Below are 23,016 nucleotides of genomic sequence, written 5' to 3'. Positions count from 1 at the left end.
AGATATTAATTGATTTTTTTCGTCATACAGGCATCGGAAAAAAAGGCAAGGAAGGATGAAACTTCATCAAGACAAACTTTGTTTTCTTGCAGAAGTACCCTATTATTGTTCACCATAATCCTTGAACAGCCTAAAAGATAAAGCGAGTAAAAAACATGAATAATAACCGCAGATTTTCACCACAGGTCAAGCAAGTCATCTCCCGCAGCCGCAGCGAAGCGGTTCGTCTCGGGCACGGCTTCATTGGCACCGAGCATTTACTGCTAGGCCTACTGACCGACAATGACAACTTAGCACTGCGGGTACTAGAATCGCTCGAGGTGGACCCCGGCGAATTGCGCAGTTCCGTCGTAGAAAGCATTCATCGTATTCCCAGTTCAGGTAATACGGGCCTAAATGTGGGCAACTTGCCGCTTAACAAGCAGGCAGAAAAAGTACTTAAAGTGACTTTCCTCGAAGCAAAAATGCTCAAGAGCGAAGAAATTAGCCCTGAGCATTTACTTCTTTCTATCCTTAAGGACAAAGACAATCCCGCTTCGAAGATTATGCGTCAATACGACGTCGATTACGATTTATTCAAAGCAGAATTAGAATACGTGAAGCAAGAACAAGATTTCACCAGTGGTACCGACCCTTATACGCGTGCTTCCGGTGATCAGGATGAGCCCTACGAAGAGGAAGAAGGTGGTACCCGTGGCGGTTCTTACCAGCAACGCGGTAAAGGAGCTACGAAATCTCGTACGCCGGTCCTCGACAATTTTGGGCGCGATATCACAAAACTCGCCGATGAGGGTAAATTAGACCCTATCATTGGTCGTGAAAACGAGATCGAGCGTGTCAGCCAGATTCTTAGCCGCAGAAAAAAGAACAATCCTATCCTCATCGGTGAACCTGGTGTTGGTAAAACTGCAATAGTGGAAGGCCTTGCCTTGCGCATTCAGCAAAAGAAAGTATCACGTACGCTCTTCAACAAGCGCATCGTAATGCTTGACCTTGCAGCCCTTGTTGCAGGTACCAAATACCGTGGTCAGTTTGAAGAACGGATGAAAGCCATCATGACTGAGCTTGAAAAGAGCCGTGATGTCATTCTGTTTATCGACGAGATTCACACCATCGTAGGTGCAGGTGGAGCTACCGGGTCCCTGGATGCTTCAAATATTTTCAAGCCAGCTCTAGCTCGAGGTGAGTTACAATGTATTGGTGCTTCTACCCTTGATGAGTACCGCCAGCACATTGAAAAAGATGGTGCCCTGGATCGTCGTTTCCAAAAAGTAATGGTTGACCCGCCAAGTGCGGAGGAAGCCATCCATATTTTGGAAAACATCAAAGCTAAATACGAAGAGTTCCATAACGTTGTTTACTCCGACGATGCCATCAAGGCTTGCGTTAAATTGAGTGACCGTTATATTACCGATCGCTTCCTTCCGGATAAAGCTATCGACGTTCTGGATGAAGTAGGTGCTCGCACACACTTGAAAAACATCCATGTGCCTAAGCACATCGAAGAACTGGAAGCCAAGATTGAAAAGGTCAAGGAACAGAAAAACCAGGCCGTTCGTAATCAGCAGTATGAAAAAGCTGCCGATTTGCGCGATCAGGAATCCAAACTGGGCCGCAACCTTGAACAGGCGAAAGTAACCTGGGAAGAAGAAGCCAAGACCAAACGTTATCCCGTAGAGGAAGAAGATATTGCTGAAGTAGTTTCTATGATGACCGGTATCCCCGTACGGCGGGTAGCACAATCGGAAAGTAAGAAACTGGTAGGCATGACCAATGACCTACGCAGTGTCATTATCGGCCAGGATGAAGCCCTTGCGAAAGTGACCAAAGCCATCCAGCGGAATCGTGTCGGATTGAAAGACCCGAAGAAGCCCATTGGAACCTTTATCTTCCTCGGCCCTACCGGAGTCGGTAAAACAGAATTGGCAAAATCGCTGGCGCGTTACATTTTTGATAGCGATGATGCGCTTGTTCGTATCGATATGAGTGAATATATGGAGAAATTCTCCGTTAGCCGATTGATTGGAGCACCTCCGGGATACGTCGGTTACGAAGAAGGTGGTCAGCTTACCGAACGAGTACGCCGTAAGCCATACTCTGTGATCTTGCTCGATGAAATCGAAAAAGCACACCCTGACGTTTACAATATCCTACTCCAAGTACTGGATGACGGACAGTTAACGGACGGCCTTGGACGTAAAGTAGACTTTAAGAATACGTTGATCATCATGACGTCCAACATTGGTGTACGTCAGTTGAAGGATTTCGGTCAAGGTGTTGGTTTTAAAACCGCCGCTCGGGAAGAAGCAGCAGAGACCCATAGTAAGAGTGTTATTCAAAATGCGCTGAAACGTACCTTCTCTCCTGAGTTTCTTAACCGTATCGACGATGTAGTCATATTCAATAGCCTGGACCAGGAAGAAATCTTCCAGATCATCAATATTACGTTGAAAGATTTGTTTGAACGCTTGGCTGGCATGGAATACACGCTGCAGTTATCTGATGAAGCAAAGAAATTTGTTGCAGAGAAAGGATTTGACCCACAATTTGGTGCTCGCCCGCTACAACGAGCTATTCAAAAGTATCTTGAAGATCCATTGGCTGAGTTTATTCTTACCAACAACCCAGCGGCAGGCACTGTCCTTGAGGCAGTTATGAACGAAAACGAGGATGGTTTAGATATTACTCTAGCTACCGAAGAAGTAAATTCTGACGTAGAAGAATAAAATTTGTCCTATCTTGTAAGCACGCTTTCGGGAACCCGTCCGGAAAGCGTGCTTTCATTTATATTTTTAACTAAATTTTATATCATTTGGCAAAGAGAAGAGGTTCAAAAAACAGAAACCAACGAAGAGAAGACCCAAAAGACCAGTTTCGTGTTAATGATCAAATCCGGATTCCGGAAGTTCGATTAGTAGGAGATAACCTAGAGGAGGTCAGTGAAATAGCTGGCAGAAAAGTAGATCCCGGTATTTATAATACCCGTCAGGCCATCGACTGGGCACGTCGCTTGGAACTTGATCTGGTGGAAATTTCCCCTAATGCCGCACCGCCCGTAGTCAAAATCATTGATTACAATAAATTCTTGTACGAGAAGAAAAAGCGGGAGAAAGAAATCAAATCAAAGGCTGTTAAGACAGTAGTGAAGGAAATTCGCTTCGGTCCAAATACAGACGAGCACGATTTCGAGTTCAAGTTACGTCATGCTCAACGATTTCTAGAGGAAGGCGCTAAAGTTAAAGCCTACGTACATTTCCGTGGACGTACAATTGTTTTCAAAGATCGCGGAGAGCTCCTACTTCTTCGCTTCCTTAAAGAATTGGAAGAATTTGGAGCAGCAGAAGCACTACCAAAGATGGAAGGACGCCGGATGACGGTAATTGTCCAGCCAAAAAAAGGTAAAAAGTAAAGTATCTCTTGGTTTCTTTCTAAAGGATCACTACATTTGCCGACCGTTTAAAGAAAACAAATTTTGTTATGCCAAAAATGAAGACCCATTCCAGCGCGAAGAAACGCTTCAAGTTGACTGGATCAGGGAAAATCAAGCGTTTTCAGGCTTACACTTCGCACATGATGCGGAACAAAAGTAAGAAAGCCAAGCTTAATCTACGTGATTCAGCGCTGGTAAGTACTGCCGACAGTCCTCGCATCCGTCGTATGCTTTGTAAGTAATTTCATCATTAATTCAGTGATTTTTCACGAGAGTGTAGGTATAAGTGCAAAAAGCCTCTACACTGAACAAAAAATCGAACTATGCCACGTTCAGTAAATGCCGTCGCTTCACGTCGCCGGCGCAAAAAAATTCTCAAGGCTGCCAAAGGTTATTTTGGTGCCCGTAAAAATGTTTATACCGTTGCTAAGAATGCCGTGGAGAAAGCCATGCAGTATTCTTACCGTGACCGTAGAAACAAGAAGCGCGCCTTCCGCCGTCTGTGGATCGCTCGTATCAATGCGGGTGCGCGTATGCACGGTCTAACTTACAGCCGTTTAATCCACGGCCTGAAAGAGAGTAATATTGATCTAAATCGTAAAGTACTAGCCGACTTGGCAATGAACCACCCTGATGTATTCAAGGAGGTTGTTGCTAAAGCTCAGAAGTAATTTACTTTCTGATTGGAAAGATAAAACGCCACTGTGGTTCAACCGCAGTGGCGTTTTTCGTTTGGCTCTCTCGATACATCCTAGACATGGCGACTAGGTACGTCTAGCGCCTCACAAAGAAGGAGTCAAGTTGAGAAAAAAAGAAGGGGATTTGACGATACAAATCCCCCTGCGAATGAAAATGAAGTAATTTTTTAAAGGCAAAGATTACATTAAGGCAAATAATCAGCAGGATTAACCGGTACACCATTCTTTATCACCTCATAATGAAGGTGGGTACCTAAGGATAAGCCTGAATTACCCACCGAACCGATCTGCTGCCCGGCAGTGATCTCCTCTCCTACTGCTACATCGATATTTTCCAAATGAGCGTACAAGGTTTGGTAGATTTCATCGTGAACGATAATAATACAATTGCCGTATTTTTCCTTGTTGCCCGCTTCGAGAACAATGCCTTTTCCGGCTGCTAATACGGGTGTTCCGAGCGGAGCCTTCCAGTCGATACCACGATGCAAAACCTCTTTCTTGGAAATGGGGTGGATGCGATGCCCATAGTCCGAGGTCAGCTCATAGTTATCAGTGAGGGGACAAAAAGACGGTGGTTCTAAATACTCAGCCGGAGTCAAAGCGTCCATTTCCCTACTTGTTTTGTCGGGAAGTTGCTCAGATGACGTCCCAGCTATTGGGGAGAAAAAAGTAATTGTGCTCAATCCTATGAGCAAAATGCCAATCAGTTTTACCATGGTAAATCTTTTTTGGGTGGATGAATGAATTTTCTTTACTTCACTTTCATTCCATCGTTCCCGGCAGCGAAGGAAGGCTTCGTCAAAGCCCACACCTGCTCCCATGGTTTTTTCAATATCACAACAAAGGTGATCCAACAACTCGTCTTTTTGAGGTGCTGTCAATTTTCGGTACTGCCGCAAAAAGGCATCTACTTGCCCGGTTTGATCCCTATCCAATATCATGCTTAGTCGAGATTTAACTTAAAGATGCGGTTCATCGTCAGTACGAAATCCCGAAACTCATCCAAATAATCAGTAGCACTTACAGTGCCAATATCACTGAGTAGGTAGTATTTACGCACACGCCCTCCTACCCTTTCCTTTTCGGAAATGATCAGACCAGCTTTTTCCAATTTGTGCAATGTTGGATACAATGCCCCCTCGGTGAGTTCCAGTTCACCATCAGTAAGTTCTCTCACCCGTTGGGTAATTTGATAGCCGTACATCCTACCTTCTGCTTGCAACAAGTGCAAAATCAGTGTTTTCAGGGTGCCTTTAAAGAGTTCTTTTGAATGCATAACACAAAGATGCATAATATTCTTATGTATTAAAAGTATTAGCTGAAGTTTTAACATTTTTTACTAAAAAACATCCTGTGAAGACCCTATGAAGGTTCTCATGAGGCCTGCCAGCAGCAGCATTGCGATGCAAACGTCTCTACGGCACAGGCTGTCTGCCCTTTACATCATTATATTTTTGCCAATAGGCTGTGATATTTGCTGGTCGGGGGCCAGCAGGATATAGTCCTCCCAAGAAAAAGAGGTTGGGATAGTCTGGGGACTAAGATGAGCAGTGCGCGTTTAGTCTTGGCCTCAGAGGACATGCCGCTGCCGGAGGTGTGCCTACTGCAAAACGGAGTTTGCATACATCTCGACGGAGGCTAAACCTACGCCTAACAAGGGGGGGGCTATTCGTATAAATACATTCATGCATTCACACTACTCGGTGCCAGGATGGCGCAAGATAAAAGGATGGCAGAGGTACCGCAGGTGAGAGCGAACAGCTTGGTGCCGTAGGGGCGTTTGCACCGCAATGCACACTGGCATGAGCCCAGGTTTTCTTAGTAAAACGCGCTCCCCTTTCTAGGCTACGCGTTTGTATACAACATTTATTACCAAATAGTAGAGGCCATTTGTATAAATACATTTATGCATTTACACAATCCTGTTTGATGATGAAGCTTTATCGCTCGCTGGCTAGGGGACCAGCAGTCCTGACCAAAAAGGTCGAGATAATCTGGGGACTATAAAGATGTGCGGGCATCTAATTCAGCGCGCAGGCCGTTAGGCCGAAGCGCGGTGCCAGGATGGCACCAGGACAAAGGGTGGCAGCGGTATGCAATGCGCAGCACTGCATGAGAGCGAACGACCTGGTGCCGTAGGGGCGTTTGCACAGCAACGCCCATACCGGCATGGCCCCAGATAAGCGTAAAAACCTAAAAAGTAAATCCAACACGCATGACTACCCGCTTGTAGGTGATGCGCTCGACTTCTCTGATGGTCCACCAATCGTCGGGGTATTGATAATCGGTGGTAAAGCGTTGGAATTTGTAGCCGAGCTCAGCCGATAGGTTTTGGCTGCGCCTTGAGGCCAACCGGATACCTATTGTCGGTTGCCACATCCACCCGGCGTACGACTTGTCGAAATCTTCTCTATTGAACATCCGTTCTACGGCGATGCCTTTTCCAAATTGCAAGCGCAAGAAGGGAGTGTTAGCCCAGCGTGTCAATAATACTTTGGACTGGGCGTATACCGGCATGATAAATTCATCATAATAATCAAAAGCCACGCCAGCACCTACGGTCAGCCAGGGCCTGACATAATAGCCTACCTCTAAATCCAGGGACAAAGACTGCCGCTTGGTTTCGCCATAGCTGAGGTACGAATGCCCGCTAAGGAAACTCAGGCTTACGCCGCCATACCAGCCACGGGCAGGGATGATGCTCCCATTGACAAGCATTCGTTTCCCTTTGTCATCCACCTCGATTTTTTCAATCAACCCGACCGGAATCAGGATAGTGCTATCGCTTTCCAGTAAGCTGAGGTGTACAAATGTCGTATCCGGGGTATCTATGATCGTCCCTTCCAGCAGGTTACCGCCGGGGAGGAAGATTCGGTCTATAAAAACCTGTTTTTGCCCCGCCAGGGCAAGCCCAAGCAGTAAGCAAAAACAGGTAAAGATGCCACGTATCATTTAACCGGTATTAAGCTCAGCAATTCAAATCCGGTAGTAGAATTTAACTGAAATTGGTAAAAACCTTCTTCTCCAATAACGACTGTAATGGGTGCATTACCCGGCAAGCTGATGGCATCAACCGCGTGTACATTGGCATAGGTATCAATCGGATGTTCATCGAGGATTTTAGGATCAGTGATATCAAAAGCCTTCAAGCCGTGGGTGCCTTCACAAAGAATGAGGCTGTTGCCGCGGATGGTCAATCCATGGGGGTTAGCCATGGGGAAACTTTTCTCCAATTGGGGGTTGGTCAGATCAGATATATCAATCAGGTCCATTTGGTTGACAAAACCTTCACAAGTACTTCCGTCGCGGAGGGTCACGTAGGCATAGTTGTCTTTTACAAAAACGGGGTCACAAGCGCGGGCGTGGGCAAAGGCCGACAGCTGGGTAGGCGCTGCGGGGTTGCTGTTGTCAAAAATGAACATTCCACTATTGGAGCCAATAAACAACTTATCTTGATAAGGAAAGATGGTCTCAATTCCCCATCCCAAATTGACAGTATTAACCCGCTCGGGCTGATCAGCTTGCAATAGGCTGATCACATCCAAATCCGTATCACTGACGGAATAAAGGTAGTCGCCAATGATACTAAAACGCGCCAAAGAGCCGCCGATACCTACACCTCCATTACTGAAGTCTCCACCAGGAGCGACATTACTTGATTCAAAAGTATTAAAAGTAGCGTTGTCTACAAGGATACCGCCCCAGCTACGTAGACTGCTAAAGCTGGCACAATCCATTTTCTCCGTTACCTCATTGATATCGTAGCGCACGAGCACTTGCCCGTTGTTGACGTCTTCCCATATTGGTGGAAAAACATCTTGAGTTCTGCCGATCAAGCTGGCCTCTTCGATGTTGCTGATGTCAATGGCGAGTAAGTCAATAAAATTGTTGACATAAAGGATGTTGTCTTTAACCGCCATGTTATCCGCGCCGGGAATATTCAAAAAAGCCACGATGTTGGGCGTCTGCGGATCGCGGTTATCGATGATATGAATACCTTCTCCTTTTTCGGCGATAAGGATGTACTGGTTGTAGTAGTAAAACTGCCCCGGCTGCTCCAGCGAGCGAGCGGCTTCTACTACAGGTGTACCTTGCCGTATGACTTCCTTGGTCATAAAAACGGGCGTACTTTGCAGGTAGGTGACCTCGCGTTCGCATTCATCCTTAACGCAGGAACTCAGCCCTAAGAAGAGCAGCAAAGAAAGGCTGTAAAGCAATAGGTTATTGGACTGTTTCATGGTTCCGTTTTTTATTTAATATGCTTAGACCACGGGTATAGTCGTAAAGGTTGGGTGGCGTCTTTTTTTGCATGCAGGTTTGCGGCACTAATGCCGCTAGTTTTCTTGCCTTCATAGAAACACTGAAGCGACACGGTTGGGCCACATCTCGGCCAAAATCAAGAATGGGGTCGTTTTAACTCCTAAATAAATATAGTTCTACCAATATACCAAATAGATGGCCTCTCCCAGGTCAAGACACATAAATGTGTTCCAACCATAGTGCTGAAGCATAATGAACCGAGCACATTTGTGCTCTAATTTTCAAAAAACGTTGAAAGTTTCACAACCCTTCCCCATCTTTAAGGTTTCTTAGAGTACCTGACTTTGCTTTTTTTGATCATTCAGATTTTCAATAGCCATGAGTTACAAAAGCCTGCGGGAAGCCGCCAATGATTTAGAGCGACACGGCAAATTAGTTCGTGTGAAAGAGGAAGTTGACCCCAATCTGGAGATGGCGGAGGTGCATCGGCGTATTTTTGACCAAGGTGGGCCTGCTATTCTTTTTGAGCGGGTGAAGGGCAGTCCATTTCAGGCTTTGTCTAACCTCTATGGCACCTTTGAACGTACTGAATGGTTATTTAGGCACACCATGGAAAGGGTACAAAAGGTGATTGAACTCAAGGCTGACCCCACGCGACTGCTCCAAAAACCGGGGCGCTACCTCTCTGCGCCTTTTACTGCGCTGAACGCGCTCCCTATGAAAAAATGGTTGGGCAAAGCGCCTATCCAGTATGGCACCACGACCATTGATCAACTGCCACTCGTAAAAAGCTGGCCGATGGATGGTGGTGCTTTTGTGACCTTACCGCAAGTATTGACGCTACCTCCAGGAAGTAAGAAGGCCATGCAAAGCAACATTGGGATGTACCGCATACAGCTGAGTGGCAACGAGTATGAACTGAATAAAGAAGTGGGACTACACTACCAGTTGCACCGTGGTATTGGCGTTCACCATACACAATACAATGAAAGCGATGAGCCATTTCGTTGCTCTATTTTTGTGGGCGGTGCACCGTCTCATGCCTTTTCGGCCATCATGCCGCTGCCGGAGGGATTGAGTGAGCTGACCTTTGCAGGTTTGCTGGGCGGACGCCGTTTTCGCTATCTTTTTGAAGACGACTATTTCCTTTCCGGTGATGCCGATTTCGTGATTACGGGGACTATCCGTAAAGGAGATAAGAAACCCGAGGGGCCTTTTGGTGACCACCTGGGGTATTACAGCCTGGAACATGATTTTCCCGTAATGGATGTTCATAAAGTACACCATAGGAAAGATGCTATTTGGCACTTTTCAGTGGTGGGCCGGCCTCCGCAGGAGGATTCTAGCTTTGGGCACCTCATTCATCAGCTGGTGAAGCTGCTCACACCACAGGAGTTTCCGGGTATCAAAGAAATTAAAGCCGTAGATGCTGCCGGGGTACATCCGCTTTTACTAGCGGTAGGTTCAGAGCGTTATATGCCATTCCGGGAAAGAAGACCGGAAGAAATTCTAGCACAAGCCAATCGTATTATTGGCTCTGGGCAGACCTCACTTTCCAAGTACCTCATTATTGCCGCTACGGGTGACGGCCCGGTGACGACCCACGACATTTCAAGCTTTTTCCGTCATGTGCTAGAGCGCATAAACTGGACGCGCGACCTGCATTTTCAAACCAAGACTACCATTGATACTTTGGATTATTCCGGTACCGACTGGAATGCGGGCTCTAAGGTAGTGATGGCGTGTTGTGGGCCAAAGTTACGGGAGTTGGCTACGGAGTTGCCCACGGGAATAACGTTGCCAGCAGGGTTTAGCAATCCACAGCTAGCCCAGGCGGGTATTGTGGCCATCGAAGGACCTGATTTTACGGGCAAGGAGAGTTACGCGCAGGCCCAGCAGCTAGCCGATCACTTGACGGCCGAGCAGTGGAAGAACGTTCCTTTGATTGTCTTGTGCAACGATGCAAGCTTTGTACAAGCAACCCTCAATAACTTCCTCTGGGTGACCTTCACGCGCTCGAACCCTAGCCATGACATCTATGGTGTGGATGCCTTTACGGAATTCAAGCACTGGGGGTGTCGTGGGCCGCTGATCATTGATGCCCGTACGAAACCGCATCATGCACCGGAGTTGGTGACGGATGCAGCAGTGAGTGCCAAGGTGGATCGGTTATTTGCGAAGAGTGGGAGTTTGTATGGGCTTAAGGGTTGAGCGTCTTTGTAATAAGATTAGTCTCGGATGCTTAGCTATTTTCATGATTATGCTTTGTTTTAACTTTTTTTAATCAACAAGGATCGTTAAGGCCGAGCGATTACCATTGTGAACCACTTGCACCCAGTAAATCCCCGGTACCCATTGGTTGGTATTAATATCTTGCGTCCCGCTCAAAGATTGAATGGGTTTACCTGCGGCATTGTAGATCAATAATTCCACCGCTGACCAGTCTTGAATATCCGCATTTTGTACTTGCCAATGATTTGGGCCTAGCCTATGTGAGGTGTACTTTGTTGCAAGCGGATAATTCAAATACTGGACCTCAGAGAAACTAAAGGCTCCATCCCAATCCAGCTGACGAATACGATAGTAACTGCTAGTGCTTATTTCACGATCCAGGAAGTGATAAAAACGAGCCTCGTTTTTGGCGGGCAACTCCTCTACTGCCGCCCAATTTCGGGCATCGGTACTTCTTTCTACTACAAAGGAGCGAAGGTTCATTGAGGCCACAATCTCCCAACGGACTAAGGCTTCTTTCTCAGGGGTCAGTTGTACGCTCACCGCTCCCCAGGTCACGGGTAAAGGAACCAATACGGTGGTTTCCAATGGCCCAATATCAGGCGCGGCACCGTAAACTCGGTCGTTGCCAGCCAGATCAAAGGCCAAACCTACATCTATAGCGGCATTGATGAGCGGAGAGCTTTCGGTGGGTAAATAAGCGCTACTACTTACGTTGGTTAATAATGGGTCACTGTCCAGATTATTACTGATGGTATTCCCTTCCTGGCCATTGAGGTTATTAAAATCTGCTGCATTATAATAACTGCCAGTATAATGCAAATAGACGGCCTCTGCCCCCGGCTCATTACTGTAGAAGGCGTTGTTCTGAATCGTATTCCCACTCACCCCACCTGCTGTATCATCAAAAATCACCAGGGATGTGCCTACATCGTAGGAATAATATTCCACATTGGGATTTTTGCCCGTATTGATAACCACATTATTACGAATGCTATTCCCGGTAAGCTGTATGGGATAACCGTAATTCCGGATTAAAAAACCAGCTTCATCTGTGTCGTAGATCAAGTTATAATCGTAGCGATTATCCTCGCAAACTAAGCCTGGCTGATAGATGCCAAGGACAAAGCCGTGAGCTGTTGCGTCATTCTTAGCGGGTGACTGCCGCATGTTTCTCATGACATTGTGGTGTATCCAATTGTTGTTGCCATTGATCTGGCTAGCGGTGCGGCAATTGCTGGCGATGTTATTGTAAAACTCGTTGTACTGGCACTTTCCGTATATGCCGTCAGCACCCAGTGGGTGAGCATAGGGAATATCTGGTGCTGAAATGCTATTGTTATAAATCAGGTTGTTATTTACGCCAGCTGCTGCGGGATCATCGCCTAGTAATTCGATGGCATTGTGTGCCCAATTTTTGAAGATATTGTCCCTGACAATGCAGTTACTCGCACCATTGCGAAGTCGCACTCCATCCTCGCAACCGCGCTCACTGCCCTCGCCGTGCATGAAAGTAAAGTTGGAGTCAAAGTTGTTATCGATAAACGATATATCAATACATGTTCGCCTAGATCCTTGATTATGATATTCTATAACAAGTGCTCCACTTACACTAGAGTGGCCAAGCGAACAATTGCTGACCTCAATGTGCTGTCCACCAATAACACAGAAAGAGGCTCCGCTTCCTCCTCTAAAATCAATATTTTCAAATTCCAGGTAATCCGCCCGATCAATAAGTGTGGCGTAGTATTCAAGACTACCCTTAATGGTACTGTATAACAAGGCCGGGTTGCTGGGTGCATAAAGGTGTAAAAGATAGGTGGGTTCATCTTCGTAAAACCAATATCCGGTGGCTCCTTCCTGGTCGGTATCACCTACTTTATCTAAGGAGTTAGCTCTTAAAATTTCATTGCCATCAATGAAAAGACGGCCGGGTGGTTCAGGTGTACTGAGTGTCCAGATGTTGGGAGAAGTCTCTGTCCATAGCATTGGATCACTGGCATTGACTACATCATCAATATTAGTAATTATCGGCAATGGATCACCTGGATTGCCGTAGGCATCAAAACGAATGGGTTGTGCACTTGTCCCAGAAGTGGTAAGGTAAAGCTTTGACACCGTCCAAACCTCGCCCCGTTTCAGCAAAAAAACATCTCCGGGGCTATTGACTTCCCGAATCTTGAAAAGATCTTTCCAGGGTGTCTCGCTGCTCAAGCCATCATTGCCGTTGTCACCACCAGAGGCATCTAGATAGTAGGTTGTTGCCGACGAATAACAACTACAAAAAACAAACATTACAAATAAGAGAGGTCGCATCAAATAAAGTTTGATTAAAACGAATAGAACAAATCAAAAAGAATTAGCGCTCTTTGAACCTCTTTTCCCAAAGGTTCGTTCTATTGCTTTGCGTTACTCCTAAATGACTTCTCCAAGATACCAAAAAAAAATGCGTAGAGTCCTATTCTTAATCGTTGGTCTTATTGCCTTGTTTCCACTGCTTTCTAGTGCCCAGACCAACCATACCATTAGTGGTTACATCACTGATGCTGCCAGTGGAGAGACCCTCATTGGAGCTAATATCTATGTAGCTGATAATCCTGAAAAAGGGACCGTAAGTAATGTTTACGGCTTCTACTCCCTGACTTTACCAGAAGGCGACTACAATCTAATTATCAGCTATTTAGGATTCAGCAACCAAACAATCCCTTTAAGCTTAAGCGCTAAAAAAACACTGGACATTGCCATGAACGAAGGCGTAGCTTTAGAAGAAGTCGTCGTCGTTGGTCAGCAGGAGGATAAAAACGTACAGGACACCAAGATGGGGACGCTGGAAGTCTCTACCGATCAGATCAAAAAATTGCCGGCCTTACTGGGGGAAGTAGATGTTTTAAAGGCTATTCAATTACTCCCTGGGGTACTGTCTGCGGGCGAGGGCAGTTCTGGCTTTTATGTGCGGGGCGGCGGCCCCGACCAAAACCTGGTCTTACTAGATGAGGCTACTGTCTACAACTCTGGTCATTTGTTGGGCTTCTTTTCTGTTTTTAACCCTGACGCGATTAAAAACACGACTCTTATCAAAGGGGGAATGCCTGCCAATTATGGTTCTCGCCTCTCTTCTGTCGTCGACATTCAGATGAAGGAAGGGAACAAACAACGCTATGAGGTAGATGGAGGAGTAGGAATCGTCGCTAGTCGGCTTACGGTGCAAGGGCCAATTGCCAAAAACCAGTCTTCTTTTATCCTCTCGGGGCGAAGAACGTACGCGCTGGATTTGGCGCAGCCCATTATCAACAACACCAATTTTGCGGGGACCAACTACTATTTCTACGATCTGAACACCAAGGTTAATTACCGCATATCAGATCGGGACAGGATATTCCTCAGTGGTTATTTTGGCCGTGATGTGCTGAAATATCGCAGTAGTGTTCGTGACTTTTTTTTTAACTTGCCTTATGGGAATTCTACAGCCACCCTGCGCTGGAATCACCTGTTTAATGATAAGCTCTTCTTCAATCTGTCTGCTGTTTACAATGACTATGATTTTGGATTTGAAGGCGGACAGGCGGATTTTTCTGTTGATGTAGCCAGTGGTGTTCGTGATGCCAACCTGAAGCTTGACTTCGACTTTTTTCCTAACCCAAAGCATAGCGTCAAGTTTGGCGTCCACTACACTTATCATAAGCTTACGCCCAATATTGCCAATGCCACCAACGGCGAGGAGACCTTCTCCAACAATCTGGAGCCTAAATATGCGCATGAAACCGGTAGCTATGTGCTTGATGATTGGAAAATAAGCTCGCGCCTGAGTATCAACTACGGAGTACGCTTCTCTACTTTTACGCAGCTAGGCCCCTATGTTTCCCCCTTTGATGGCGCCATTTACACCAAGAACGAACCTGTGACTACCTATACCGGATTCGAGCCCCGCCTAAGTGGGCGCTATAAACTGGGAGCGGCAGCGAGTTTGAAAGCGGGCATAACCGTCACAAATCAGTATATCCACCTGGTCAGTAACTCTACCTCTACCCTACCCGCCGATATTTGGGTACCCAGCACTGAAAAAATCAAACCACAGCGAGGCATTCAATACGCCCTTGGCTATTTCCAAAACTTCCAGGACAACACCTACGAAACAAGTGTAGAAATCTACTACAAAGACCTGGACAATCAAATTGATTACCGCGAAAACTACGTCAACAACGCCGCTGACGACCTGGAAGACGAGTTTGTCTTTGGCCAGGGCGAAGCCTATGGTGCAGAGTTTTTCATCAACAAACGCAAAGGAGCACTTACTGGGTGGATTGGCTATACCTTATCCAAAACCGAGCGGCAATTTCCAGACATCAACGACGGCAATCCATTCCCTGCTGTTTATGACAGGAGGCACGATATTTCTGTCGTTGCCAATTACCAGCTGGCTCCGAAATGGGAGGTCGGTGGCGCTTTCGTTTATGGCACCGGACAGGCGTATACGCCTTTGCAGAGTCTTTATTTTATTGAGCAAAATTTGGTACAGGAGTATGGTGTTCGCAATAGTGCCCGCATCCAGCCTTATCATCGCCTGGACCTTTCTGCCACTTTCACCAACCGGCCAGACACCAAGGACAAGCGTTTTCATTCCAGCTGGGTTTTCTCTGTTTATAACATTTACAACCGTCGGAACCCTTTCTTCATCTACTACGACTTGAGTACTGACACTGCGGCGGGTACTGCGCAGGCTAAAGCAGTTCGCGTGTCGTTGTTTCCGGTAATTCCAAGTATCACTTGGAATTTCTCATGGAAGGGGAAGTAAAAATCTCAGCGTAGTAGAAGTTTTCCCTTCTTGGTGACAACCTGACTACTATAAGTAATACGCTATCGTTTGTGGAGCTTGCCGATTGGAGACAAGCAAGGAGACATTTTCGAAAGCCGCCAATAGGTAAGCTAGTTCAGGTTTAGTAAAAAGTCTATAGTTATTCATTTCTATAAATCTAGGGGATATCTAGGAAACAACCTTTGCACCCTTACACTTTTCCAACCATTACACCCTGCGTTAAACCTCCTCTTGAAAAGTATCTAAACTCTTATACACCACCTTGTGAATACGCTCACGCAAGCCCATTTTTTGCAATCTATTATTGTACTTATCCGGGTGAATACGGTTGGAAAGAAAGATGAAAACCAAGTCATTATCGGGGTCAGCCCAAACGCAAGTGCCTGTGAATCCGGTATGGCCAAAAGTTTCTTTAGAAGCCCCATAAGGTTGTAGTGATTTGGAGTGACCAGCCAAGCGATCAAAACCAAAGGCACGATAGTTATAGCCGTTGCGGCTGGTGAACTTTTCTACCGTAGCAGGCTGTAGGTACTCTTCTCCGGCGTAGCTTCCTCTATTCAGCAGCATCTGGAATACCACGGCCAAATCTCGGGCGTTACTAAACAATCCTGCATGCCCTGCAACTCCGCCCAACAGCAAAGCACTTTCGTCATGCACCTCGCCACGTACCAACTGATGTCGCCATTTTTTGTCTTTCTCTGTAGGAACGATCTCTTCCTCGGGGATTCTTAATCCAGGGCGATACTGAAGGCGACGCAAGCCCAATGACTCATAAAAATGCTGGTTGAGAAACTCATCAAGGGGTGCTCCACCTACCTCTTCCGCAACTTGTTGCAACAAAAGGAAATTGACATCACTGTACCGATAAAAAGGACGGCGCGCAGTACGTACTTTTCCAAGTTCTTCCAGCAGTCCCTCTCGTACACCATTCTTGATGTATAGGTCTTTACCAATGGCGGTTAGGTACTCGGAATTCTTCTCTACCGTAAAAAGGTCATCCTGGCGCAACCATTTTGCAATCGGAAGGTTGGCCTGCAAGCCTGTGTGATGAGCTAATAAGTGCCGTACCCGTAGGTATTTGAGTCCACTCCTATTGTAAATTGGTAAATAAGACTGTAGCCGTTGCGACAAATCAATTTTCTCTTTGTCGTAAAGCTCCATCAATGCGAGTGTTGTACCTGCCGCTTTTGTCAACGAAGCGAGATCGTAAACATCTTGCGGATCAACAGGCTGTACTTTGTCGTAAGTGTGATAACCAAAGGTTTTATCATAAACGATTTGCCCCCCTTTAGCTACCAATACCTGACAGCCCGGGATGGCTTTTTTGCGAATAGCTCGTTGCACATAACTATCAATGCTTTCCAATTTTGCACGGTCGATACCCGCAACTTCGGGCGGTGCATGCCCCAGGCGAGAAGCAGCTAACATTCCTCCTGATGATAAAGTCAAGTTTTGTGCACCAAACAACAACTGAGCAGCCATGGCCTGCGCCGTGGGGGTGGCATCAGGCAAGAAGAGAACAGGAACAGGCAGCTTGGATAGAAAATCGTCAGGCGCTGAGCCAAAGAACATCACGACCATAGGGTGCGCGGTATACAGTTTCATGAAGCCTTCAAAATCCGTTCTTAGCTCGACCAGGGAAGCATTGTCCAACAGCAATACAACCGTCTCTTGTACTTCGCAATCTTGAGAAAGCGTTGGCAAAATATTCTCCCAGCTAAATTCTCTGAAATTCGTCCTTTCTCCTAAATCTTTGCTAAAAACAGGAAAAACGGTATTAAACGGACGAATGAGTTTGATGTTTTGCGCTGGGTCCAGCGGCAATGTGTTTCCAAAGTTATGGTTCAAGGAAATCTGTCTGGCATTTTGCTGCCAGTCTGCAAAGGAAATGGTGTCTAGTAAATGGCCAGCCACAGCTACACTGCTTTTTCCACCAACTTCGATTTCCGGCAACCAGTGATCATCAAATAACTCAGAGTCCTCCTCCAGGCGATCCAGACCATAATTATCGGCAATCATAGAGGTATCTACCCCGCTAGCTTCTACACCATCAAGAGGAAACGGCAGATAGGTACGAAAAGCAAAAAAGCAAAAGAGGCCAGCGCTCAGCGCTACGACTACCCGAGAAGTTGTATTCATAATCAGTTTGGGGCTCGCGAGAAGACCAAATCCAAGTGGATAAGCGAAAACGCCAAAGGCATACTTACACCTAAGTATTGGTAATCTCCCCGTTTTATGTTTGAAGTCAGTATCCAAGTAAACTATGAAACCTGTCTAAAGTATTTCCAATACAAGCTCTGAGTAAGAAAAACTTCAGACCGTTTCTATCCCTATCAACGGAGGATTGCCCAAAAGGATAGTTAAAACTTTGTTAAAACTTCAGGTTTGACACAAAGATTATTCCTCTTCCTCTCCCCTTGTTGCCAAACCTGCCAATTGTCCGGCCAACCGATGACAAGTCAACCCTGGGTTTTTCCAAAGCTCTTCTGAGCTAAAGCTTAGCAACTGATAGCCCGAAAGGTGCAACCGATCTTTCTGCCAGTTTTCCCAATCGAGTGTCGTCACATTCCCCTGGGCCAAGAAACCATCCGTAAGGAGAATTATTTCATTACCACCGGGAGCTCTTGCTAAAAGTACTTTTTCTTGTACTCCTCTCACATTGGTAAAGTTCCATTTCCAGTCTGGCAACTGTGCCTGTAATCGATGGATAAGCTCCCGAGGAAGGGAATCAGAAGCTGCCTTTCTTGGTGTAGAGAGTGGCCAAATCTGTCTTATTCTATCTATCTCCGCATAGTCGTTCTCACTTACCGCATGCGCCAAGCCAATCATTAGTGTCTGCAATTGCTCGCCAGGGCGATCAGACCAGGATTGCCGAACGCTTATTTCATCAAGGGGCAACGAATTCAGAATATGAACCGTTTGAGCACGAGAGAGAACTTGCTGTAACACCTCCAAACTAGCTCTTTCACTCGCTTGATTCAAGCGAGGCAAAAGTGAGGACAGGTGCCCCTTATGATCGACAGGACCATAAACCGGGCTATAGATAACAACCTCGAACTGCTGCGACAAGGCATCTGCTGCATGCAAGATGGTCAATCCATTTCGTTCTAATTGTTGTACCAGTTCTGCTCCGGCGCTTCTTTCCTTCTTTATTCGGAACAACAACTGCTGGATGAGGTCACGCTGAGCAGAAGTGAGGGTAATTATCCCTACTCGTGGGAAGGTTTTCAAACCTTGTTTCTCAATGTCATTGAGTAATTTCAGCAGCTCTTGGACTTCTACCTCATTGATTTGTTCTTGCTCTGAAAAGCGGCCATCGACTTGATGGAAAAACACCTGAGGTTGATTGCTACTCCACCGTTCTGCCAAACTAGGTACTTGCTCATCAGTACATACTACCGTTGGGATATTTCCTTTCTTCAAGTAAGCAACGACTCCATCATCGCTAAGTGCCAATTGATTCGTATCTGCTACTACGGCCAGCTGTTTGGCTTGGCTAATAACATTTGCGACTTCCGACCGGTTTAAATCCTGTGCTTTCTCTAAAACCACCAGATCATAATAAGGAACGAGGTCTGCAGCGACTTCTGGGTTAGCAAAACTAATCGGGAAGCAATTTACCAGCTGTTCCCCATGTTCCACCATTAATTGCTCCATGCTTTCAGGCCAGGATCTCAGTGCCGACTTGATTTGTTGGTGGCCTTTATTTCTGCGGCTGACCCATTCGTTCTGAATAAACCCGGGTAGCTGCGACCGCAATTGCTCTACTTCCTCAATATACTGTTCCCGTACTGCCGAATTTAACGGAGAAAATGGCGTGTAATTCTTTTGCAAGCATTCATGGAAATACCAACTTGAAAAAGCCGCCTCCCAATCATTGGGCCGGGAACGAAGAATGGCCTGGATGGTTTTGCGACTGATTTCAGACAGCGAGAACCAATTTCGTTGCCAGTTATAAAAAGCTTCGTATTGCAAAAGACCCTCCTGGCTACGCTCCAGTTGATCAATAATCTCTTCCAGGTACTTCTGCTGCCTGGTCAGCGTCAACGTTTTTGACTGCAACGGAAGTTGGTAAAGTCCGCTAGCGTTAACTTCATCAATATAAACTTCCAGGTCTCTTTCCAGAACTTCAATCCCTGATGCGACATCCAACTCAGAGATGGCTGTCTTGAAATTCAGGCGTACCATTTCTTCCTGCACGCCCTGAAAAAGTTGATTCCTCCAATTATCCAGGGTCTCCCGAAACGCGATCAACAAAGCTCCTATTTTATCAAAGAGCTGCCGAGGTTTCTGCTTGGGCCAGGCAAAGGGGAAAGGATCTAATTCTGTATGTAGATCTCGCAAGGCCTGATAATCAGCTTGCAAGGCATTCTTTTCGTCAAGTGCCTTTTCGTATTTTTTCGAAAAGCGGCTATAAATTTTCAAAGTACGGTCACCAGAACGCAGTGTGTCCGCCCCGTAAGCATTTTGGCTGTCTTCCAACCGTTGCTCCAGGCGCTCCAACAAATTCCTTAATTGCAAATATCGGTGCTCATGAAAACTAGCCAACTGATCAGCATACTGGCTTTGGGTCCGTACATAACGCTGATGAAGTTTTCGGGCCAGTGCGAGTAATCGCTGGCTTGTTGTTTCTATAAACTGCTGGCTTTCTGCCAAATCCTGGTGAATAAATATCGCCGCACTGAGGTTGCTTAAAGGATGGTGTAAGGTACCCAGTTTTTGGTGCAGCGGCTTGGTTGTCAGAAGCGCTGTACTGATCTCCTGGTATTCTTTAGGAAGAAACGTGTACTGAGCGGCATTAAGTTGGCTTGCCAAAAGCTCTTTGCCCTCCACGCGAGCATAGTACAAATAAAACCCGAGAAGATCGGACCACGATTTGTCGCCAAAAATTTTCTTCCGCGATGCATCGTACCATGCATCATATTGTCGCTGCAAGCGATTACACCGGCTCAAGGTGGTTCTCCATCGTAATGGGTCATAAGTTGCCGTAGCTGCTTTGTTTTTATCAAAGGTGGACAACAAGCCTTTTACAATAGGTAAATCTGTAACCGGATCTTGCCAAAGCAAGCTAAAGCCGTTTAGTGCCGATACTTTATTGAGCTGTTGGTGCAATGTTTCCAGACTTGTTTTCTTCCGCGAAATGACTAAACAAGACTTCCCTTCCACCAGCGAAAGTTTAAACAACTCGGAGCTGATCGCACTTAACCCAGATTCGGGGTTTCCTTCTGCCAGCGTATATCTTTGTCCGTAAACCTGCTTGAAAAAATGATATTGAGAAGGTGCCAAACGAGATAAAGACAGGTTCCCAATGGCCGATTCTTCGTGCGTAAAGGGCTCATGCCAATGTACTGGCAAACTGCTATCCGAGCTTCGCCAATGCGTATCATCAAGGGTTAACCTAGCCGACCACCACAGCTCTCCTTCTCCTGCTGGTTCGATTTCCAACGTCGGCATTTGAGCCAATGCTGGCTGCCAGCTAGAAGAAACGAATTCCGTTTTCTCGGAAAGCTCCTGAGCAAATAAACTGAGTTTTTGCAAGGAATCAGGAGAAGGCTTCAGCGCCGCCTCCAACACTCCTTTCCAATCATTGGACGCTGTCTCTTCTAATTCTCCGACCAAGCTTCCCTGCACTTCTCCAGCAAAACGCTCTACTGTCTTTAACAACCAATGTGGGCGGCTACTCACGGGTGGTTCAAGCAAACAAGCCCAACGAAGGAGCGGTATTTGGGTCAGCTGCCCCATTTCTTTACGCAACAGATAGGGATAAGTAAAATAGAGTACATGCCGCCCTTCAAGACGACGAGCAGACCTTTGCTCATTAAAAAAGTGCCAAAGTTTTTTCTCCTGATCAGAACGTGGTCGAAGCGTGATTTCTGCAGTGCCTGTAGTAAGTAAAGACTTTAACCAACCGTAGGCTAAATCTGTTTCCTCTACCAACATCATCCAATCCAAGAAATTATTTGCCCTTATCGTTTCGATCATAGTACTAACATGGAAAGCGGTGAGTGGCCAAAACCGGCCGACCGTCAAAAATAGCTAGGGTAACTTAATTGCACAACTATTCCTTTGCATTTGTCTGAGATTGGCTATCGGAAAAAAACTTTGATGAATGCCAGTATCAAACAATCTAATACTGGCACCCAAAGATCCAAGTAAGCGACGGTAAGAGCGTGTTTGGAACTTGTTCCTACTGCGAATCAAGGACTTACAAACCTGACTTTACATCAAATTCTCATTTACCTGAGGTGATCGTCGTACCTCCTCGAAGTTGACCCGCCAAACTCGAATTTAGGCGCTTCACCAGAACTCTAATCCCTTGATTCTCGTGACGAAACCGTCTCAAACAAGCTCTAAGCTTACTCTACCATACCGCCGCTGATTTTTTCGCCATCGCGATACATGTATTCTACCATCACATTTCCTTCAGGATCATAGTCTCGTACCAAACCATCTAGCTGACCAGCTTTGTAGGAAGCTTCTTTTTTGAGCTTGCCATCACGGTAGTCGTATTCTCGCAGCACACCGTCCAGCTCTCCGTCCTTATAGTTGGCGGTTAGCTCCTCACGGCCAAAGCGGTATTTTCCCCAAGGGCCATGTAGTTTATTGTTTTTGTAAGTAGCCATCAACTCCGCCTGGCCACGTTCGTTAAACTCCATGTATACTCCGGTGTACATGTCTTCAACAAAGCTGATCACCTTCACGGGAAAACTGCCCTTTGCACCGTAATACGCCCAGCTACCATTCTTTTTGCCATTGACCATGGGACCAGCCTCCATTATTTTACCTTCTGGTGAATAAAGTGTTGCCATGTTTGCACTTGTACCCGAAACAGGTGTTATTTCATAATCACTTGCCGAAGAAGATGCTTCGGTGCCAGCAGGAGAAGCAGTAACAGGCTCTGGTGAAGTGTTGTTTTCACAACTAAACAACATCGCCAACACCAGCACTAAAGAAAAAAACGTTTTCATCGTAGTAATTTTTGATATTAAAAAAAGTCATTAGCTATTCCGCAAAAATAACGCTATAAATGTAAGGGTCTTCTTATTCAATTTGCTAATTTTCCCAATAAGGTCTATTTTTGATCCTCGGCAATACTTTGCAACTTTCGCAATAGTGCCTTCGTACAACAGCAGGAATGAACGCAGAAAATTTCATGGAATACCTGGCCCAGCCAGCTAAACTGTACCAACTACCGTATCAGGAAATAAAAAACCTGGTTCAGGAATACCCTTATTCTGCCAACCTCCGCCAGCTACTTCTGCTCAAAAGCAGGATCGAAAAAGACCCAAAGTTTGAGCAATACCTCCACAATTTAGCGGCACACACTTTCGACAGGGAACATCTTTACTCCTTTATCCACAATAAGCTCCCACAGTTACTCGAATTAAATACAGCGCCAGAAGAACGACTGGAACTCAAGGATCTTGCCCAGCTTGACCTTGAAGAGAAAGTGCCTGTTTTGTTGGATGAGTTTGAAGCTAAAATTCCAGAAGCCCCTTTCGAAGTCGGAAATCTTGAAAGCGGAAGTGGGGAATCGGAAGTCGGAAGTAGCGAGATACACGAAGAGCCAACAGAGCACGTGC

Annotated in this window: 15 protein-coding genes; 7 read left to right on the top strand and 8 right to left on the bottom strand. The window is 46.1% G+C overall.

Annotated features, from left to right (window positions below; genetic code table 11):
- Window positions 1–155: 155 nt before the first annotated feature.
- From ACRBG0_RS21600 to rplT, 4 genes are all read left to right on the top strand, one after another.
- Window positions 156–2,726 (top strand): ATP-dependent Clp protease ATP-binding subunit, encoded by a 2,571-nt coding sequence (locus tag ACRBG0_RS21600; protein WP_431488925.1) that lies wholly within the window; start codon window positions 156–158, stop codon window positions 2,724–2,726.
- Window positions 2,727–2,812: 86 nt separating this feature from the next.
- Window positions 2,813–3,409, top strand: a complete 597-nt coding sequence (gene infC / locus ACRBG0_RS21595; protein WP_020534177.1) for a translation initiation factor IF-3 — start codon at window positions 2,813–2,815, stop codon at window positions 3,407–3,409.
- A 68-nt stretch (window positions 3,410–3,477) separates the two neighbouring features.
- Window positions 3,478–3,672: a 50S ribosomal protein L35 gene (gene rpmI / locus ACRBG0_RS21590; RefSeq protein WP_020534178.1), complete on the top strand. Its 195-nt coding sequence runs from the start codon at window positions 3,478–3,480 to the stop codon at window positions 3,670–3,672.
- Between the two features lie 81 nt (window positions 3,673–3,753).
- The gene (gene rplT / locus ACRBG0_RS21585; protein WP_020534179.1) at window positions 3,754–4,101 is read left to right on the top strand and encodes a 50S ribosomal protein L20; all 348 of its coding nucleotides are present in this window, start codon (window positions 3,754–3,756) and stop codon (window positions 4,099–4,101) included.
- Between the two features lie 212 nt (window positions 4,102–4,313).
- Here rplT and ACRBG0_RS21580 read toward each other — a convergent pair whose 3' ends face one another.
- The 4 genes from ACRBG0_RS21580 to ACRBG0_RS21565 form a co-directional block, all read right to left on the bottom strand.
- Window positions 4,314–5,069, bottom strand: coding sequence for a M23 family metallopeptidase (locus ACRBG0_RS21580; RefSeq protein WP_431488924.1), 756 nt, complete (start codon window positions 5,067–5,069; stop codon window positions 4,314–4,316).
- Window positions 5,070–5,071: 2 nt separating this feature from the next.
- Entirely contained in the window at window positions 5,072–5,404 is a 333-nt protein-coding gene (locus tag ACRBG0_RS21575) for a PadR family transcriptional regulator (protein ID WP_044085300.1), read from the bottom strand.
- Window positions 5,405–6,321: 917 nt separating this feature from the next.
- Window positions 6,322–7,080: a hypothetical protein gene (locus tag ACRBG0_RS21570; RefSeq protein WP_431488923.1), complete on the bottom strand. Its 759-nt coding sequence runs from the start codon at window positions 7,078–7,080 to the stop codon at window positions 6,322–6,324.
- Window positions 7,077–8,366, bottom strand: coding sequence for an LVIVD repeat-containing protein (locus ACRBG0_RS21565; RefSeq protein ID WP_431488922.1), 1,290 nt, complete (start codon window positions 8,364–8,366; stop codon window positions 7,077–7,079). Before ACRBG0_RS21565 ends, ACRBG0_RS21570 begins: the two co-directional genes overlap by 4 nt.
- A 400-nt stretch (window positions 8,367–8,766) precedes the next feature.
- Here ACRBG0_RS21565 and ACRBG0_RS21560 point away from each other — a divergent pair, with 400 nt between their 5' ends.
- On the top strand, window positions 8,767–10,599 hold the full coding sequence (locus ACRBG0_RS21560) for a UbiD family decarboxylase (protein ID WP_431488921.1): 1,833 nt from the start codon (window positions 8,767–8,769) through the stop codon (window positions 10,597–10,599).
- A 69-nt stretch (window positions 10,600–10,668) separates the two neighbouring features.
- Here ACRBG0_RS21560 and ACRBG0_RS21555 read toward each other — a convergent pair whose 3' ends face one another.
- Window positions 10,669–12,936, bottom strand: coding sequence for a right-handed parallel beta-helix repeat-containing protein (locus tag ACRBG0_RS21555; RefSeq protein ID WP_431488920.1), 2,268 nt, complete (start codon window positions 12,934–12,936; stop codon window positions 10,669–10,671).
- A gap of 130 nt (window positions 12,937–13,066) precedes the next feature.
- Between ACRBG0_RS21555 and ACRBG0_RS21550 the strand changes: the two genes are divergently transcribed.
- Window positions 13,067–15,412 (top strand): TonB-dependent receptor, encoded by a 2,346-nt coding sequence (locus tag ACRBG0_RS21550; RefSeq protein WP_431488919.1) that lies wholly within the window; start codon window positions 13,067–13,069, stop codon window positions 15,410–15,412.
- A gap of 240 nt (window positions 15,413–15,652) precedes the next feature.
- On the opposite strand, the gene ACRBG0_RS21545 is transcribed toward ACRBG0_RS21550, so the two are convergent.
- The 3 genes from ACRBG0_RS21545 to ACRBG0_RS21535 all read right to left on the bottom strand — a co-directional run bounded on the left by ACRBG0_RS21545 (window position 15,653) and on the right by ACRBG0_RS21535 (window position 22,401).
- The gene (locus ACRBG0_RS21545) at window positions 15,653–17,572 is read right to left on the bottom strand and encodes a serine hydrolase domain-containing protein (protein WP_431488918.1); all 1,920 of its coding nucleotides are present in this window, start codon (window positions 17,570–17,572) and stop codon (window positions 15,653–15,655) included.
- 258 nt (window positions 17,573–17,830) lie between these two features.
- Window positions 17,831–21,415: a hypothetical protein gene (locus ACRBG0_RS21540; RefSeq protein WP_431488917.1), complete on the bottom strand. Its 3,585-nt coding sequence runs from the start codon at window positions 21,413–21,415 to the stop codon at window positions 17,831–17,833.
- A gap of 374 nt (window positions 21,416–21,789) precedes the next feature.
- On the bottom strand, window positions 21,790–22,401 hold the full coding sequence (locus tag ACRBG0_RS21535) for a toxin-antitoxin system YwqK family antitoxin (RefSeq protein WP_431488916.1): 612 nt from the start codon (window positions 22,399–22,401) through the stop codon (window positions 21,790–21,792).
- Window positions 22,402–22,568: 167 nt separating this feature from the next.
- On the opposite strand from ACRBG0_RS21535, the gene ACRBG0_RS21530 reads away from it, so the two are divergent.
- On the top strand, window positions 22,569–23,016 hold a 448-nt coding region (locus tag ACRBG0_RS21530), incomplete at its 3' end, for a hypothetical protein (protein ID WP_431488915.1).

Source organism: Lewinella sp., assembly GCF_050633125.1.
Taxonomy (GTDB): Bacteria; Bacteroidota; Bacteroidia; order Chitinophagales; family Saprospiraceae; genus Lewinella.
Note: the sequence above shows the minus strand (reverse complement) of the source record. Positions and strands in the feature narration are given on the sequence as shown.